The 16567-nt window shown below is 59.6% G+C and carries 16 protein-coding genes and 1 other RNA gene; 9 read left to right on the forward strand and 8 right to left on the reverse strand.

Annotated elements, in window-relative coordinates; all coding sequences use genetic code 11:
* Window positions 1-64 precede the first annotated feature (64 nt).
* The 3 genes from ITX55_RS17465 to ITX55_RS17475 all read right to left on the reverse strand — a co-directional run bounded on the left by ITX55_RS17465 (window position 65) and on the right by ITX55_RS17475 (window position 3636).
* Window positions 65-1414: an MFS transporter gene (locus ITX55_RS17465; RefSeq protein ID WP_223085240.1), complete on the reverse strand. Its 1350-nt coding sequence runs from the start codon at window positions 1412-1414 to the stop codon at window positions 65-67.
* Window positions 1415-1601: 187 nt separating this feature from the next.
* On the reverse strand, window positions 1602-2633 hold the full coding sequence (locus tag ITX55_RS17470) for a methionine synthase (RefSeq protein ID WP_033644741.1): 1032 nt from the start codon (window positions 2631-2633) through the stop codon (window positions 1602-1604).
* Between the two features lie 25 nt (window positions 2634-2658).
* Window positions 2659-3636 (reverse strand): DUF1852 domain-containing protein, encoded by a 978-nt coding sequence (locus tag ITX55_RS17475; RefSeq protein WP_033652185.1) that lies wholly within the window; start codon window positions 3634-3636, stop codon window positions 2659-2661.
* Window positions 3637-3953: 317 nt separating this feature from the next.
* Here ITX55_RS17475 and ITX55_RS17480 point away from each other — a divergent pair, with 317 nt between their 5' ends.
* Window positions 3954-4493, forward strand: a complete 540-nt coding sequence (locus tag ITX55_RS17480) for a DUF2058 domain-containing protein (RefSeq protein ID WP_033644743.1) — start codon at window positions 3954-3956, stop codon at window positions 4491-4493.
* A gap of 7 nt (window positions 4494-4500) precedes the next feature.
* On the opposite strand, the gene ITX55_RS17485 is transcribed toward ITX55_RS17480, so the two are convergent.
* Window positions 4501-5199 (reverse strand): RluA family pseudouridine synthase, encoded by a 699-nt coding sequence (locus ITX55_RS17485; RefSeq protein ID WP_108681933.1) that lies wholly within the window; start codon window positions 5197-5199, stop codon window positions 4501-4503.
* 214 nt (window positions 5200-5413) lie between these two features.
* Between ITX55_RS17485 and argO the strand changes: the two genes are divergently transcribed.
* Window positions 5414-6031, forward strand: coding sequence for an arginine exporter ArgO (gene argO / locus ITX55_RS17490; RefSeq protein ID WP_004931603.1), 618 nt, complete (start codon window positions 5414-5416; stop codon window positions 6029-6031).
* A gap of 121 nt (window positions 6032-6152) precedes the next feature.
* Window positions 6153-6884 carry an oxidative stress defense protein gene (locus ITX55_RS17495; RefSeq protein ID WP_108681931.1) on the forward strand — a complete coding sequence of 244 codons (732 nt, stop codon included), beginning with the start codon at window positions 6153-6155 and terminating at the stop codon, window positions 6882-6884.
* 48 nt (window positions 6885-6932) lie between these two features.
* Here the strand turns inward: ITX55_RS17495 and ITX55_RS17500 are convergent, their stop codons facing one another.
* Window positions 6933-7826 (reverse strand): LysR family transcriptional regulator ArgP, encoded by an 894-nt coding sequence (locus ITX55_RS17500; RefSeq protein WP_004931613.1) that lies wholly within the window; start codon window positions 7824-7826, stop codon window positions 6933-6935.
* Between the two features lie 204 nt (window positions 7827-8030).
* On the opposite strand from ITX55_RS17500, the gene rpiA reads away from it, so the two are divergent.
* Together rpiA and serA are read left to right on the forward strand one after the other, a co-directional pair.
* The gene (gene rpiA / locus ITX55_RS17505; RefSeq protein WP_025304157.1) at window positions 8031-8687 is read left to right on the forward strand and encodes a ribose-5-phosphate isomerase RpiA; all 657 of its coding nucleotides are present in this window, start codon (window positions 8031-8033) and stop codon (window positions 8685-8687) included.
* A 292-nt stretch (window positions 8688-8979) separates the two neighbouring features.
* Entirely contained in the window at window positions 8980-10218 is a 1239-nt protein-coding gene (serA, locus tag ITX55_RS17510) for a phosphoglycerate dehydrogenase (protein WP_025304156.1), read from the forward strand.
* 48 nt (window positions 10219-10266) lie between these two features.
* On the opposite strand, the gene ITX55_RS17515 is transcribed toward serA, so the two are convergent.
* The 3 genes from ITX55_RS17515 to zapA form a co-directional block, all read right to left on the reverse strand.
* A complete protein-coding gene (locus ITX55_RS17515) occupies window positions 10267-10875 on the reverse strand; it encodes a 5-formyltetrahydrofolate cyclo-ligase (protein WP_047573761.1) in 609 nt (202 codons plus the stop codon).
* 51 nt (window positions 10876-10926) lie between these two features.
* A non-coding RNA gene (gene ssrS / locus ITX55_RS17520) (6S RNA) lies at window positions 10927-11109 on the reverse strand.
* A gap of 41 nt (window positions 11110-11150) precedes the next feature.
* Entirely contained in the window at window positions 11151-11480 is a 330-nt protein-coding gene (gene zapA, locus ITX55_RS17525) for a cell division protein ZapA (RefSeq protein WP_004931621.1), read from the reverse strand.
* 319 nt (window positions 11481-11799) lie between these two features.
* Here zapA and ITX55_RS17530 point away from each other — a divergent pair, with 319 nt between their 5' ends.
* The 4 genes from ITX55_RS17530 (at window position 11800) to ubiI (ending at window position 16210) form a co-directional block, all read left to right on the forward strand.
* Window positions 11800-12378 (forward strand): YecA family protein, encoded by a 579-nt coding sequence (locus ITX55_RS17530; RefSeq protein WP_004931622.1) that lies wholly within the window; start codon window positions 11800-11802, stop codon window positions 12376-12378.
* A 54-nt stretch (window positions 12379-12432) separates the two neighbouring features.
* Window positions 12433-13749, forward strand: coding sequence for a Xaa-Pro aminopeptidase (gene pepP / locus ITX55_RS17535; protein ID WP_108681929.1), 1317 nt, complete (start codon window positions 12433-12435; stop codon window positions 13747-13749).
* A 1-nt stretch (window position 13750) separates the two neighbouring features.
* Window positions 13751-14929, forward strand: a complete 1179-nt coding sequence (gene ubiH, locus ITX55_RS17540) for a 2-octaprenyl-6-methoxyphenyl hydroxylase (RefSeq protein WP_042785326.1) — start codon at window positions 13751-13753, stop codon at window positions 14927-14929.
* 78 nt (window positions 14930-15007) lie between these two features.
* The gene (gene ubiI, locus ITX55_RS17545; protein WP_072627038.1) at window positions 15008-16210 is read left to right on the forward strand and encodes an FAD-dependent 2-octaprenylphenol hydroxylase; all 1203 of its coding nucleotides are present in this window, start codon (window positions 15008-15010) and stop codon (window positions 16208-16210) included.
* Window positions 16211-16567 lie beyond the last annotated feature (357 nt).

Genomic DNA, 16567 nt, shown 5'->3' on the forward strand with positions numbered 1-16567 from the left:
CCCCCTTTTTTACTGCAGGCCGAGACGCTGCCGATGGCGTCTCGGCCTTTTATTTTCCGCGAGGTCAGATGCCCGCAGCCGGTTCGGTGAGCGGCGTGCGGCGGCGCAGGCTGAGGCGATAGAGCAGGAAGATGGCGGCGGCGCCCAGCAGCGCCGGCAGCGCCAGCCAGAGGAAGAACACTTCCGTCGAGCCGGCGGCGGCCATCATCCAGGCGCCGAGCATCGAGCCGACAATTGAGCCGAAGCGGCCATTGGCCATGGCCCAGCTGACGCCGGTGACGCGGGCTGCGGTCGGATAAAGGGTGGCTGAAACCAGGTTCAGGCCGTTTTGCGCGCCGGCCACGCCGAAGCCGATCAGGAACACGACGGCGGCCAGCGTGTAGACGTCGCCCATCAGATACCCGGTCGCGCCGATCACCAGCGCGGCGCCCAGGTAGGAGACGGCCAGTACGCGGTAAGGCCCGATCCGATCCATCAGCAGCGCCATCAGGATGGCGCCCAGGGTGCCGCCGAGCGGCACCATCGCGCCGATACGCGAGGCGTGGGCGATGTCGTAACCGGCGTCTTTGAGCAGGGTCGGCAGCCAGCTGGTGAGCAGGTAGAACACGAACAGCGAACAGAAGAACGCCGCCCACAGCAGCAGGGTGCGTACGGCGCGGCCTTCGATAAACAGGTGTGATATCGGCGACCTGGCCTGCGCCGGGCGCTCGTCATCGACGATGGTTATCCCCGTCCAACGCTGGCCGGTGATGCGTTCGACCACCCGTCGCAGCCGATCGGCATGTTTGGCGCTGGCGGCCATAAAGCGTACTGATTCGGGCATCTGCCAGGCCAACAACGGCAGCAGCGCCAACGGCGCGATGCCACCGACCAGCAGCAGGCCGCGCCAGCCGAACGCCGGGATGATCTGCCCGGCCAGCAGGCCGCCCAGGGCTAACCCGGCGGTAAAGCCGCTCCAGCTCAAGGTGACCATCAGCATGCGGCGGCGCGCCGGTGAGTACTCCGAGCTGAGGGTGATGCAGGTCGGTATCGCGCCTCCGAGGCCAATGCCGGTGATGAAGCGCAGCAGGGTCAGGGATTCGATCGAATGCGTATAGGCCGAAGCCAGAGTACAGCCGCCAAACACCAGTACCGCGACGAGCAGCACGCGTTTGCGGCCGAGGGCGTCGGCGATCGGCCCGAACAGCAGGCTGCCGATCAGCAGGCCGAACAGCCCCGCGCCGAAGGCGGGAGAGAGCTGAGCGGGCAGCAGATCCCACTCTTCGCGCAGTGCCGGCGCGATATAGCCGATGATGGCGGTATCAAAGCCATCCAGCAGGGCAATGAGGAAACACAGGGTCAGGATCAGGATTTGGTAGGGGGAGATCCTGGCGCGATCGATGATTTCGCTGATGCGAGCGGTATTTGGGCTCATGGTTATTCCACTGTTATTCGGCTGGTGTGGGCTGGCTGAGGGCTGTTCAGGCCAGGCCTGAACCAAAACCGCTGTGGCTGGCATCGCGTAGAAATCCGAGTATACACCAGAGCGGGGGCGTTGCGGGGAGGGGGAATTGCTGATAATCGCCCGCCGCAGGAGGTGTCTGTGGCGGGCGCAGGCAAGGTTATTTGGCTAACAGCTCTCGGCGCACGATCTCGGCGCCTGCGCTTAACGCATTCAGCTTGCCGCGGGCGACCTGACGAGGCAGGGGAGCCATGCCGCAGTTGGTCGACGGATAGAGTTTGTCGGCATCGACAAACTGCAGCGCTTTGCGCAGCGTGTCGGCCACTTCCTCCGGCGTCTCAACGGCATGATTCGCTACGTCGATGGCGCCGACCATCACCTTTTTGCCGCGGATCAGTTCAAGCAGATCCATGGGCACGTGCGAGTTATGGCACTCCAGCGAGATGATATCGATGTTGGACGTTTGCAGTTTCGGAAACGCCTCTTCATATTGTCGCCATTCCGAGCCCAGCGTCTTTTTCCAGTCGGTATTGGCTTTAATCCCATACCCATAGCAGATATGCACGGCGGTTTCACACTTAAGCCCTTCAATGGCTCTTTCCAGGGCGGCGATACCCCAGTCATTCACCTCGTCAAAGAACACGTTAAATGCGGGCTCATCAAACTGAATAATGTCGACGCCTGCGGCCTCGAGCTCTTTGGCTTCCTGATTGAGGATCTTCGCGAACTCCCAAGCCAATTTCTCGCGGCTTTTATAGTGGTTGTCATAGAGTGTGTCGATCATGGTCATCGGCCCCGGCAGGGCCCATTTAATCGGCTGTGTGGTCAGCTGGCGTAAAAATTTGGCGTCTTCAACGAAAACGGGTTTTTGACGCGAGACCGCCCCCACGACCGTCGGCACGCTCGCCTCATAGCGATTGCGGATTTTAACCACTTCGCGTTTTTCGAAATCGACGCCGCTGAGATGCTCGATAAACGTCGTGACGAAGTGCTGACGGGTTTGTTCGCCATCGCTGACGATATCGATGCCGGCCTGTTGTTGCTCTGCCAGTGACAAACGCAGAGCGTCCTGTTTCCCTTCGATGAGTTCTTCATTCTGCAATTTCCAGGGCGACCACAGGGTTTCCGGTTGGGCCAGCCAGACCGGTTTGGGCAAGCTGCCGGCGGTCGATGTGGGGAGCAATATTTTCATGATAGGTGACCTGTATTTAAGTGAATCAAAGCGCGTAGTGAGCAGACCATTGCTCAAGAATAGGCTTGTAGGGTTTGATAAATTGCTCTTCCGTAAATTTCCCCTGCTCAATCGCTAACTGGCTACGCTCTTCGCGATCGTAAACAATCTTGGTTAATGAATGATCCTGGTTATTCAGGCTTGGCTGATAGCATTGCCCCGCCGCCGAATTGGCATTGTAAATTTCAGGCCGATAGATTTTCTGGAAGGTCTCCATCGTGCTGATGGTGCCGATCAGTTCCAGATCGGTGTAATCGCTCAGCAAATCCCCGGGGAAATAAAACGCCAGGGGCGCAACGCTATTTTTCGGCATGAAATAGCGCACCTGCAGGCCCATTTTTTTAAAATACCGGTCGGTCAATGAAGCGCCGTCTTGCCGATACTCGTCGCCCAAGACCGGGTGTTGATTGCCCGTCCGATGGTAGGTGTCTTTGCTGGATACGCTGAGGCAGATCACCGGCGGTTTGCTGAAATTTTCATGGTATTCGTTTGAATTGACGAAGTGCTTAAAGATATTGCCGTGCAAATCGCCGAAATCATCCGGAATGGTAAATTCCGCCGCGTTTTTATTGTGCGCCGGCAGCAAGACGCTAAAGTCGTAATCGCGCACGTAAGACGAGAAATTGTTCCCGACGATGCCCTCGATACGCTTTTGCGTTTTTTTATCGATGATGTTGGTTTTCAGGATTTCGATAACCGGAAAGCTGGCGCCCTGATCTTCGATGCGCATCTCAACCGAGATGATTTCCAGCTCGACAGAGTAGCGATCGGCCTTGGGGTTATCCCAATAGGCTAATGCATTAAAGCGATTGTCGATCATCACCAACGTGTTGCGCAGGTTCTCCCGGCGGTTTTTCCCTCTGGCCAAATTAGCAAAGTTGGTGGTGATACGCGTATTTTCAGAAGGGTTATAATCTTCGTCGAAAGAACTGCTCTTAATCGTAAAGGTAAAGTCTGTATTCATCGTCTTATAGCATCCTGTTATATGATATGAAGGCTGGATTTATCCATTTCTTTCAATGGCTTGTTTTTCTATTTTTTTTATTCAGCCGATTTCATATTGTCTGTCGTTAATGAGGTCTATTTTTGCCAGAGTCCCTGGGGGAGTGAAAGAGACTTAATTTCATTACCACATGAGCGGTATTCATGATCGGGCGTTCGGGCCGTTTTACCGCCGTTGCTCTGCGGCGCAAACCGCCGGTGGGTTTGGCCGGCAACCTGGTGCAGCCTGAAAAATTACGGGTATAATCCCTCCATGATCCCACGGCTTCAGACACGAACATGACAAAACTCACCTTACAAGAGCAGATGCTCAAAGCGGGCTTGGTAACCAGCAAGAAAATGGCCAAAGTCCAAAGAACGGCTAAAAAATCACGCGTTCAGGCCCGTGAGGCCAGAGAGGCGGTGGAAGAGAATAAAAAGGCGCAGCTTGAGCGCGATAAGCAGTTGAACGAGCAGCAAAAGCAAGCCGCGCTGTCCAAAGAATACAAGGCGCAGGTGAAGCAACTGATCGAGATGAATCGCATCGTGCTGGCGAAAGGCGATATCGGTTTTAACTTTACCGACGGCAACCTGATCAAAAAAATCCTGGTGGATAAGGCGACGCAGACCCAACTGATCAATGGCCGCCTCGCCATTGCGCGTTTGCTGATCGAGAACCGGGAAGAGTGTGAATACGCGATTATCCCCGCGAGCGTCGCCGATAAAATCGCGCAGCGCGATGCGGGCAGCATTGTGTTGCACAGCGCGCTGAGTCAGGAAGAGCAGGATGAAGACGATCCGTACGCCGACTTTAAAGTGCCTGACGATTTGATGTGGTAAGCCGCGTTCAGAACGGCGCGGCGTGACGAGCGGTTATCCGCTCTCCGCTGATGGGGTGCACAAAGTCCAGTTCGCTGGCGTGCAGCATCAGCCGTGGCGTCTGTTCGGTGCCCGGCAGCAGGCGTCCGCCGTAAAGATCGCAGCCTAAAATAGGGTGGCCCAATTGCCAGCTGTGAATACGCAGCTGGTGGGTGCGCCCAGTCTCTGGGGTAAGCTGCACCCGCGTCAGCGGCAGCGAGATCCCGCCTTCCGTTTCACGATAAAAACGCTCGACGACCCGATAGCGGGAGCGGGCGGGCTTGCCGTGAAGGGCGCAAATCGACATCAGCGGGAACAGCGCCGGATCTTTGGCGATCGCCGCGTCTATCACCCCTTCGTCATCCGCCACATGGCCGCAGAGCAGCGCGCTGTAGACTTTACCGACGGTGCGCTCGCTGAACTGCCGGCAGAGCGCGGCATTGACGGCCTTATTGTGGGCTACCACCATCAACCCGGACGTGCCGAAATCCAGGCGGTGCGCCAGTGTGCATCCGGGGAAGATCTGCACCAGCCGATAGTGCACCGAGTCGAGATTTTGCGGATTTTTGCCCGAAAGGCTGAGCAACCCGGCGGGTTTATTGATCAGCGCCAGATGATCGTCCTGATAGAGGATCTCTATCTGGTCATGACAGGGCGGGGCGATGAAGGTATCGGTAATCGTAGACATCGGTCGGCCGGCTGGAGGGGAGAGGGGCGGATGATAGCGAATTTTTCGCCGATGGGCGAATCTGGCGGCGCTGGCCTGGCGCCCACAGGGTATTAGCATCTCTGATACTTGATTAGAAACATCAATTTCACCTAATGATCGCTTCCTCGTATGATGCGCGTGTTGACCGATACGCGCCCACGTCCGGCGCCTTTTATCATTCGAGGAATTTCCCATGCTAGCCGTCTTCCTGCAGGGCTTTGCCCTGAGCGCCGCCATGATCCTGCCGCTGGGCCCGCAGAACGTATTCGTGATGAATCAGGGCATTCGCCGTCAGTATCATCTGATGATCGCCTCATTGTGCGCGCTGAGCGATATCGTGCTGATCTGCGCCGGTATTTTCGGCGGCAGCGCGTTGCTGACCCGCTCGCCGCTGCTGCTGGCGTTGGTGACCTGGGGCGGGGTGGCGTTTCTGCTGTGGTACGGCTGGGGCGCGTTCCGTTCCGCCTTCAGCCCGCAACCGGCGCAGGCCGCGGCGCAAGAGCTGGCGCAGAGCCGCTGGCGCATCGTGGTCACCATGCTGGCGGTTACCTGGCTGAATCCGCACGTCTATCTGGACACCTTCGTGGTGCTCGGCAGCCTGGGCGGACAGCTGACGGCGGACGTGCGTTCCTGGTTCGCGCTTGGCGCGGTCAGCGCGTCGGCGGTGTGGTTCTTTGGCCTGGCGCTGCTGGCCTCCTGGCTGGCGCCGTGGCTGAACACCCAGCGGGCGCAGCGCATCATCAACGCGCTGGTCGGTCTGGTGATGTGGGGCATCGCGCTGCAGCTGGCCTGGCAGGGGGCAAATTTATAAGAATTTGTCACTAATCCGAATTCAAAACGCCGTGCGATATGCTACGTTTGATGCCAGGAAACCGGCGGTTCTCGCAGGGAAAAGCCGGCGATCAGAGACAGCCTGTCATTAAGGAGACACTGTGAAGCTAAAAGCATTGGCTATGGCCGCAATGGTCGGATTAGGGACGCTACCGATGGCGCTGCAGGCGGCTGAATTGCCTGAAGGGCCGCACGTCGTCACCTCCGGCACCGCCAGCGTGGACGCCACGCCGGATATCGCCACTCTGGCGATCGAAGTGAGCGTTTCCTCCAAAGACGCCGCCCAGGCGAAGAAGCAGGTAGACGAGCGCGTGGCGCAGTACTTTGATTTCCTGCAGAAAAACAACATCGAGAAGAAAGACATCAGCGCCGCCAACCTGCGCACCCAGCCGGAATACGATTACCTGAAAACCGGCGAGTCGGTGCTGAAGGGCTACCGGGCGGTGCGTCAGGTGCAGGTTACCCTGCGCCAGTTGGACAAGCTGAACGAGCTGCTGGACGGCGCGCTGAAATCCGGCCTGAACGAGATCCGCGCGGTGGAGCTGGGCGTCGCCAAGCCGGATGTGTATCGCGAGCAGGCGCGGCAAAAAGCGATCGAGAACGCGACTCAGCAGGCCGAATCCCTGGCCAAGGGCTTCCACGCCAAGCTGGGGCCGGTGTACAGCATTCGCTACCGGGTCGCCAACTACCAGCCGATGCCGGTGGCGCGGATGTATAAGGCGGCCGGCGCGGCGGCGGAAAACGACGCGGCGCAAACCTATGAACAGCAAAGCATTCACTTCGACGATCAGGTGGATGTGGTGTTCGAGCTGCAGAGCAACGCCGCGCAGTAAGGGTGTTGTCATGAAGAAAAGGTTCGCTGCGGCGAACCTTTTTTCGTTTTAATCCTGGCGCAGCACCTGGTGACCGTGCTCCAGCAACGCGTCGGTCACTTTACGCATCATGCGGCTCTCCGGCGCGAAGCGGTGCCAGTACAGCATGCGGCGCTGGTACAGCCCCGGCGTCAGATCGATCAGTTCGCCGGATGCCAGCTCCTTTTCGATCTGCAGATGTGGGATCATACAGCAGGTGGTGCCCTGACGGGCCAGCTGCACGAAGGCTTCCGATGAGTTCACGATGTGGCAGGGCACGCTGCCCGGCGACAGATCGAAGTTCTGCTGCAGAAATGCCTGGTGCATGTCGTCGAGATGATCGAAGGCCACCGCCGGCGCTTTCAACAGCGCGGAGCGGGTGACGCCGTTCGGGAAATAGCGCTCGGCGAAGCCGCTGGAGGCCACGAACAGGTAGTCCAGCGCCCCCAGACGATCCACCAGGCAGCTCGGCAGCGGCTGCGGCTGAATACTCACCGCGCCCACCACCTCACCGCGGCGCAGCCGCTCCTGGGTGCGGGTTTCATCTTCCACCTGCAGATTCAGACGAATGGGGGAGTCCGCCAGCACCGGCTTCAGCGCCGGCAGCAGCCAGGTCGCCAGACTGTCGGCGTTGACCGCCAGCGACAGCAGCAGCGGCGTATCGACGCCGGTGTCGTTGCCCAGCCACTCTTCTTCCAGCAGCTCCACCTGATGCAGCAGCGCCAGCAGCTTTTGCCCCTGTTCGGTCGGGCGCGGCGGCACGGTGCGGACCAGCAGCGGTTGGCCGAACAGGTTTTCCAGCTGTTTGATGCGTTGGGATACCGCCGATTGCGTGATGCAGAGTTTTTGCGCGGCGCGCTCGAAGCCGCGCTCACGGATCACCGCGTCCAGCGCTTGCAGCGTACGATAGTCTGGGCGTTTCATCGGAAAGATATCCCTTAAATTAGAATGATACCGGCACTATGCCACATTTTGCGTGCGGCGCAGGTGGAAAAATCACGCCCCCAGCTCGCCGCCAAGCGGGTAAAAATGCGGGCTGCGGTAAATAAGTGTGATCCTGCCGGCGTGAAAAACAGCGTTTTACCCTATAATACGCACACGTTTTCGTACAGAGGCAAAGGACATATTATGACGCAGGATGAACTGAAAAAAGCGGTGGGCTGGGCGGCGCTGGAATACGTGACGCCGGGCACCATCGTCGGGGTGGGCACCGGCTCTACCGCCGCCCACTTTATTGACGCGCTGGGCTCCATCAAGCACCAGATTGAAGGCGCGGTGTCCAGCTCAGACGCCTCCACCGCCAAGCTGAAAAGCCTCGGCATCCATGTGTTCGACAGCAACGAAGTGGACTCGCTCGATATCTACGTGGACGGCGCGGACGAAATCAACGGCCACATGCAGATGATCAAAGGCGGCGGCGCGGCGCTGACGCGCGAGAAGATCATCGCCGCCATCGCCAAGAAATTCATCTGCATCGTCGACGCCAGCAAGCAGGTGGACGTGCTGGGCAAATTCCCGCTGCCGGTGGAAGTGATCCCGATGGCCCGCTCCTATGTGGCGCGCGAGCTGGTGAAACTGGGCGGCCTGCCGGAGTATCGCCAGAACGTAGTGACCGACAACGGCAACGTGATCCTCGATGTGCATAACCTGAGCATCACCGACGCTATCGCGCTGGAGAACAAGATCAACGGCATCGCCGGCGTGGTGACCGTGGGGCTGTTCGCCAACCGCGGCGCGGACGTGGCGCTGGTCGGCACCCCGGAAGGCGTGAAAGTGGTCAAATAAGCCTCTGCGGCCTGTGGCCCGGCAGTGCCGGGCCGCATATTTCTTCGGTTAAAACATCTTTTCTGAAAAGCGGCAAATTTGGTGACTTATGTCACATTGTGAAAACTGACTCCCCAAAGCTTCTGCCGAAAACTTTCCCTATGGCATTTTCTGCCGTAAACCGCCATCAACGCTGCGCCTTGTCCTGCCGGGCAGGCAATCGTTTGTATTGCCGCCTGCGTTATTTTTGTTATGTTGGATGGGAGCTGTGTCGTCACAGCCGCTTCTGAAGTCTGAACATAGGGTCGGGTAAATGGCAAAAGTATCATTGGAGAAAGACAGGATTAAATTCCTGTTGGTGGAAGGGGTTCATCAGAGCACGGTCGATAATTTGCGTGCCGCCGGTTATACCAACATCGAATACCACAAGGGTGCGTTAGACACCGAATCGCTGAAGGCCTCCATCCGCGATGCGCACTTCGTCGGCATCCGATCGCGCACGCATCTGACCGAAGAGGTGTTCGCCGCCGCAGAAAAACTGGTGGCGGTGGGCTGCTTCTGCATCGGCACCAACCAGGTTGACCTGAAAGCGGCGACCAAACGCGGCATTCCGGTCTTCAACGCCCCGTTCTCCAATACCCGATCCGTGGCCGAAATGGTGCTGGGCGAGCTGCTGTTGATGCTGCGCGGCATTCCGGCCGCCAACGCCAAGGCGCACCGCGGCGTGTGGCACAAACTGGCCGTGGGCTCCTATGAAGCGCGCGGCAAAAAACTGGGCATCATCGGCTACGGCCATATCGGCACCCAGCTGGGCATTCTGGCCGAAGGGCTGGGCATGAAGGTGTTCTTCTACGATATCGAGAACAAGCTGCCGTTGGGCAACGCGCAACAGGTGCGTCATCTGTCCGATCTGCTCAATATGAGCGACGTGGTGACGCTGCACGTGCCGGAAACGCTGGCGACCAAGAACATGATGGGGGCGGAAGAGCTGGCGCTGATGAAACCGGGCGCTATTCTGATCAACGCCTCGCGCGGCACCGTGGTGGATATCCCCGCGCTGTGCGACGCGCTGGCCAGCAATCACCTGGCGGGGGCGGCGATCGACGTCTTCCCGGAAGAACCGGCGACCAACAGCGATCCGTTCAACTCGCCGCTGTGTGAGTTCGATAACGTGCTGCTGACGCCGCACATCGGCGGTTCCACTCAGGAAGCGCAGGAAAACATCGGCGACGAAGTGGCCGGCAAGCTGGCGAAATATTCCGATAACGGTTCGACCCTGTCGGCGGTCAACTTCCCGGAAGTGTCGTTGCCGGCGCATGGCCCGAACGCCAGCCGTCTGCTGCACATCCATGAAAACCGTCCGGGCGTGCTGACGCAGATTAACCAGATCTTCGCCGAAGAGGGGGTTAACATCGCCGCGCAGTATCTGCAAACCGGGCCGGAAATTGGCTATGTGGTGATCGACATCGAAGCGGAAACCGCGCGCGCCGACGCCGCGCTGCAGCGCATGAAGGCCATCGACGGCACCATTCGTGCCCGTCTGCTGTTCTGATTCGGCGGTTCGCCGCAACGAAAAAGGCCGGAGCGATCCGGCCTTTTGCTATTTGGGCTCCCGCCACGCCCAGCTGCAGAGCGGGGTGAGGATTTCCGGCAGCGGGATATCCCAGTGCTCGGTCGGCAGGTGCTCCACCTGCTGGCAATCATGGGCCAGGCCGATGGGATAGGGGCCGCCGCTGCGCCAGTTTTGCAGGGTGCGATCGTAAAAGCCGCCGCCCATGCCCAGACGCTGACCGGTATGATCGAATGCTACCAGCGGCGTCAGCACCACCTCCAGTTCACCCAGCGGCAACACCTGGCGCACATCGAGACGCGGCTCGAGAATATTGAAGCGATTGCGCACCAGCGGCGTTTCCGGCGCATAGCGCAGGAACAACAGGTGTCCCGGGCTGAACGGATGCAGCACCGGCAGGTAAACCCGTTTGCCGAGCGTCCACAGACGCTCGATCAGCGGCCCGGTATCGAGTTCGCCGTCAAACGACAGAAAGACCGCGATGCTGTGCGCCGCTTGAATGCGTGCGTGTGCGGTGAGGCGTTCGGTTATCTTTTCTGCGGCAAAGCGTTGCTGCTCGGGCGTAAGCTCGCGCCGACGTTGGCGGATGAGTTGACGAATGGCTTGGCGCTGCTGCGCGAATTGGGATTGAAAAGACATCGTATCAGGCTTGCTCAGTGTGGCGTTCAGCACACAAAACCGCTGAGAAGGGGAATCTCCGAGATGCCGTCGCAGGCTGTAACCCTTGAACCCATGGTTCAAGGTGAACGTGCCGTCGCAATCTTAAGGCTTCTCGGCGCACCGAGCGTGCTCACCGATCGCGGAGCAACACATTCTGTTTGTACTAAATATCGGCTCAGGGGACTGGCCCGCTGGCGAACATCTCAGAGAAATTTTGTACTCGTTGCCGAAAACTTGGCTTTCAACAACTTAAGTTATTCGAATTGTGCATCCTGACGTTCAGAGATGCGACCTTGTTCAAGCAGCGCTTGTTCAATGGTCTGCTGCAGCATCCGTATGCGTTGTTCCATATTGGACGCATAGTCACGGGTTTTCAACCGTTCTTGAGCAAGTTCGTGACAGACGTTCAATGCCGCGATGAAAACCAGTTGCTCAGTATTGGAGACTCTAGTGCGAACTTTAAGATCTTGCAACCGTTGGTTAAGATCGTCCGCCGCCATATTCAACGCATCTTGTTGTTCTGGCGGGCAATTGACTCTTAACGAGCGGCCAAAAATTTGAATATCTACCGGTTGTGCAGACATGCCACCTTCCTGCCTAAATTTCGCGCCAGCCTTGTCCGCCCGGGCCGGGCCGTCAAAGCGGGCGCCACTATATATACCTCGGTACCAAGATACAACCCCTTTTTCAGTACCTGGTTGTAATCTACTGTGGCGGACATTGCCAGTCAAAAAAGGGTTTCAAAATGCGTATTTACCGCACTTTCGTCACCCGCCGGCGCAGTGTGAAACCTGCCACATCGCGATTATAACTAGCCACTGAGGTGTCGCGCTTATCTGGTATAGCGACGGACCTTGGTGGTAGCATAACACGAACTTATCCTGCCAACGATGACGAATGCGCATGTCTATACAGAATACATTTCCAAGTTACCAATCTTTGACCGTGGCCCTCAACCAGCAGTCGGTGGCGCTGACCGCGGCAGAAATGCACGGCCTGATCAGCGGCCTGCTGTGCGGCGGCAGCCGTGACGCCGGCTGGCAGGCGCTGGTGCACGATCTGACCAACGAAGGCGTCGCCTTCCCGCAGGCGCTCAGCCAACCGTTGCAGCAGCTGTATGAAGCGACGCGTGACACGCTGGAAGATGACGAATTCCTGTTCCAACTGATGCTGCCTGAAGGGGAGATCGTCAGCGTGTTCGATCGCGCCGACGCGCTGGCCGGTTGGGTCAACCACTTCCTGCTCGGGCTGGGCATGATGCAGCCGAAGCTGGCTCAGGTGAAAGACGAAGTCGGTGAAGCGATCGATGATCTGCGCAATATCGCGCAGCTGGGCTACGACGAAGACGAAGATCAGGAAGAATTGGAACAGTCGTTGGAAGAAGTGGCGGAGTATGTGCGGGTCGCCGCCATCATGTGCCACGGCGAATTCACCCGTCACAAACCGACGGCGCCGGAAAATATCAAACCGACGCTGCACTAAACGTTCTATCGCCTCTCCGCCGGCGTGCGGATGGCATGATTTCAGGAGAAGGTAATGACTCAGCAGGAATTCAACAACCGCCGCCAGGCGCTGTTGGCGAAAATGGCGCCGGCCAGTGCGGCGGTTATTTTCTCTGCGCCGGAAACGACGCGCAGTGCAGATTCAGACTATCCCTACCGGCAGAACAGCGATTTTTGGTACCTGACCGGCTTCAATGAGCCGGAAGCGGTGCTGGTGCTGATTAAAAGCGATGAAACGCACAACCACAGCGTGTTGTTCAACCGGGTGCGCGATTTGACGGCGGAAATCTGGTTTGGCCGCCGCCTGGGGCAAGACGCCGCACCGGCAAAGCTGGGCGTGGATCGCGCGCTGCCGTTCGATGAAATCAATGACCAACTGCACCTGCTGCTCAACGGTCTGGACGTGGTCTACCACGCGCAGGGCGAATACGCCTATGCCGATCAGATCCTGTTCAGCGCGCTGGACAAGCTGCGCAAGGGGTTCCGCCAGAACCTGCAGGCGCCGGCCACCGTTACCGACTGGCGGCCGTGGCTGCACGACATGCGGCTGTTCAAGTCGCCGGAAGAGCTGGCGGTGATGCGCCGCGCCGGTGAGATCAGCGCGCTGGCGCACACCCGCGCGATGGAAAAATGCCGTCCGGACATGTTCGAATACCAGCTGGAAGCGGAAATTCATCATGAGTTCACCCGCCTCGGCGCCCGTTACCCGTCTTACAACACCATCGTCGGCAGCGGCGAAAACGGCTGTATCCTGCACTACACCGAGAACGAGAGCCAGATGCGCGATGGCGATCTGGTGTTGATCGACGCGGGCTGCGAGTACCAGGGGTACGCCGGCGACATCACCCGCACCTTCCCGGTCAACGGCAAGTTCAGCCGGCCGCAGCGCGCGGTGTACGACATTGTGCTGGCGTCGCTGCAGCGCGCTTTGGAACTGTTCAAACCCGGCACCAGCATTCGCGAAGTCAATGACGAAGTGGTGCGCATCATGGTGGTCGGGCTGGTGGAGCTGGGCGTATTGAAAGGTGAAGTCGACCTGCTGATCGCCGAGCAGGCGCACCGTCAGTTCTTCATGCACGGGCTGAGCCACTGGCTGGGTCTCGACGTGCACGACGTTGGCCACTACGGCACGCCGAGCCGCGATCGGCTGCTGGAGCCGGGCATGGTGCTGACCGTGGAGCCGGGGCTGTACATCGCGCCGGATGCGGACGTGCCGGCGGAGTACCGCGGCATCGGCATCCGCATCGAGGACGATATCGTGATCACCGCCGACGGCAATGAAAACCTGACCGCCACCGTGGTGAAAGACGCCGATGCCATCGAGGCTTTGATGGCGGCGGCAAGGTCGTAGCATGAGCGTTATTATCGTTGGCGGCGGTATGGCGGGCGCGACGTTGGCGCTGGCCATTTCGTCGCTCACTCAGGGAAGAATGGCGGTGGATCTGGTCGAGGCGACCCGGCCGGACGACCGCAGCCATCCGGGCTTTGACGCCCGCGCCATCGCACTGGCGCAGGGCACCTGCCAACAGCTGGTGCGCATCGGCGTTTGGCCGGCGCTGCGCGATTGCGCTACGCCGATCACTCAGGTGCACGTCAGCGATCGCGGGCACGCCGGGTTTGTGAATCTGCAGGCGCAAGATTATCAGGTCGATGCGCTCGGCCAGGTGATCGAACTGCACGACGCCGGGCAGCGGTTGTTCGCGCTGCTGGCCAAGGCCCCCGGCGTTACGCTGCACTGCCCGGCGCGGGTGGTGGACGTGATTCGCACCGCAGAGCGGGCGGAAGTGCTGCTGGACAACGGCCAGCGTCTGCGCGGGCAATTGCTGGTGGCGGCCGATGGCTCGCGCTCTGCGCTGGCGCAAGCCTGCAATATGCAGTGGCGGCAGGAGGACTATCCGCAGTTCGCCACCATTGCCAACGTCACCACGGCGGAAGATCCGCAGGGGCGCGCCTTTGAGCGCTTTACTCGCTATGGGCCGCTGGCGCTGTTGCCGATGTCGCAGGGGCGCAGTTCACTGGTATGGTGCCATGCGCGCGAAGATCGCGCCCAGGTGGATGCCTGGGACGACGAGCGGTTTATCGCCGAGCTGCAACAGGCCTTCGGCTGGCGGCTGGGGCGTATCCTCAAAGCCGGTAAACGGCACAGTTACCCACTCGGTCTGCTGACCGCCGATCGCCATGTCAGCCACCGGCTGGCGCTGGTGGGCAATGCGGCGCAAACGCTGCATCCTATCGCCGGGCAGGGGTTCAACCTTGGCCTGCGCGACGTGATGTCGCTGGCGGAAACGCTGGCGGAAGCGGCAGACAGCGGCGAAGACGCCGGCGGTTACGCACTGCTGAGCCGTTATCAGCAGCGGCGGCAAAACGATCAGCGGGCGACGATCGGCGTGACCGACGGGTTGATTCATCTGTTCGCCAACCGTTATGGCCCGCTGGTGATCGGCCGCAATCTGGGGCTGATGGCGATGGAACGTTTGCCGGCGATACGCGATGCCTTCGCCAAGCGTACGCTGGGCTGGGTGGAACGTTAGAGACATGGTCGGGCGCTTTAACGCGCCCAAAGCGCGGCGCGGCAAGGCGTCGCGCGTTATTTAAGGAAATCGAGCAGCATGCAATCATTTGACGTGATTATCGCCGGTGGCGGTATGGTGGGGTTGGCGTTGGCCTGCGGCCTGCAGGGCAGCGGGCTGCGCGTGGCGGTGCTGGAGCAGCGCCAGCCGGAGATGGCGCCGCCGTCGGAACAGCCGGCCCTGCGCGTCTCCGCCATCAATGCCGCCAGCGAGCGGTTGCTGCAGCACATCGGCGTGTGGGACGACATTCTCCAGCTGCGCGCCAGCGCCTATAACGCGATGGAAGTGTGGGATCGCGACAGCTTCGGCAAAATCGCCTTCCACGGCGACGAGTGCGGCTTCAGCCATCTCGGCCACATCATCGAGAATTCGGTGATCCAGCAGGCGCTGTGGAAACGCGCCGAAAGCCTGTCGGACATCACGCTGATTACCCCGGCCGCGCTCAAGCAGGTGGCGTGGGGCGAGAACGACGCCTTCGTCACGCTGGAGGACGGCCGCATGCTGACCGCCCGGTTGGTGATTGGCGCCGACGGCGCCCAGTCGTGGCTGCGCCAGCATGCCGATATCCCGCTCACCTTCTGGGATTACCGCCACCACGCGCTGGTGGCCACCGTTCGCACCGAAGAACCGCATCAGGCGACGGCGCGGCAAATTTTCCACGGCGACGGCATTCTGGCGTTCCTGCCGTTCAGCGATCCGCATTTGAGCTCTATCGTCTGGTCGGTGACGCCGGAAGAAGCCGAAAGGCTCAAACGGCTGGAACCGGCGCAGTTCAACCGCGAACTGGCGATGACCTTCGACATGCGCCTGGGGGCTTGCAGCCTGGAAAGCGAACGGCTGGCCTTCCCGTTGACCGGCCGCTATGCGCGCAGCTTCGCAGCGCACCGCCTGGCGCTGGTGGGCGATGCGGCGCATACCGTGCATCCGTTGGCCGGCCAGGGCGTTAACCTGGGCTTCATGGACGCCGCCGAGCTGATTTCCGAACTGCGCCGCCTGCAGCGGCAGGGCAAGGATATCGGCCAGCACCTCTATCTGCGCCGTTATGAGCGCCGCCGCAAACATGGCGCGGCGGTAATGCTGGCCAGCATGCAGGGTTTCCGCGAACTGTTCGACGGCAATCATCCGGCCAAAAAGCTGCTGCGCGACGTGGGCCTGCGGCTGGCGGACAGCCTGCCGGGCGTCAAACCGAAGCTGGTGCGTCAGGCGATGGGCCTGAACGATCTGCCCGAGTGGCTTGCCTGATCCCTTCCTTCTGCGGGCCCGCATCGGGCTCGCGCTTCCCGCCTTATTCCATCGCTTTTCCTTATATAACCCTTCATTTGAAATAATCTAATTTCAGCCGCTTTTTATCATTACTTTTTCTAATTCCATGTTCGGTTATCAAAAGTCCGGATCCCATGTGAGGCCATAGGTTTGTTATATAAGTTCGGTGTTTTGCCGCTTTAATTGTTAATTTTGTGCCTTAAGGCGCATTTTTCCAGTGAAAAACTCTGCACACTAGCCCGGCGTTTTACTGCCCCGGAACGGCGATGAGCCTATTTTAACTTATGGTTAATGTGGTCGTTCGGTGATAAGTTCGAGGGAAAGGTATCGTTTGCG

This window comes from Serratia sp. EWG9, from assembly GCF_019913725.1.
Lineage (GTDB): Bacteria > Pseudomonadota > Gammaproteobacteria > Enterobacterales > Enterobacteriaceae > Serratia > Serratia ureilytica.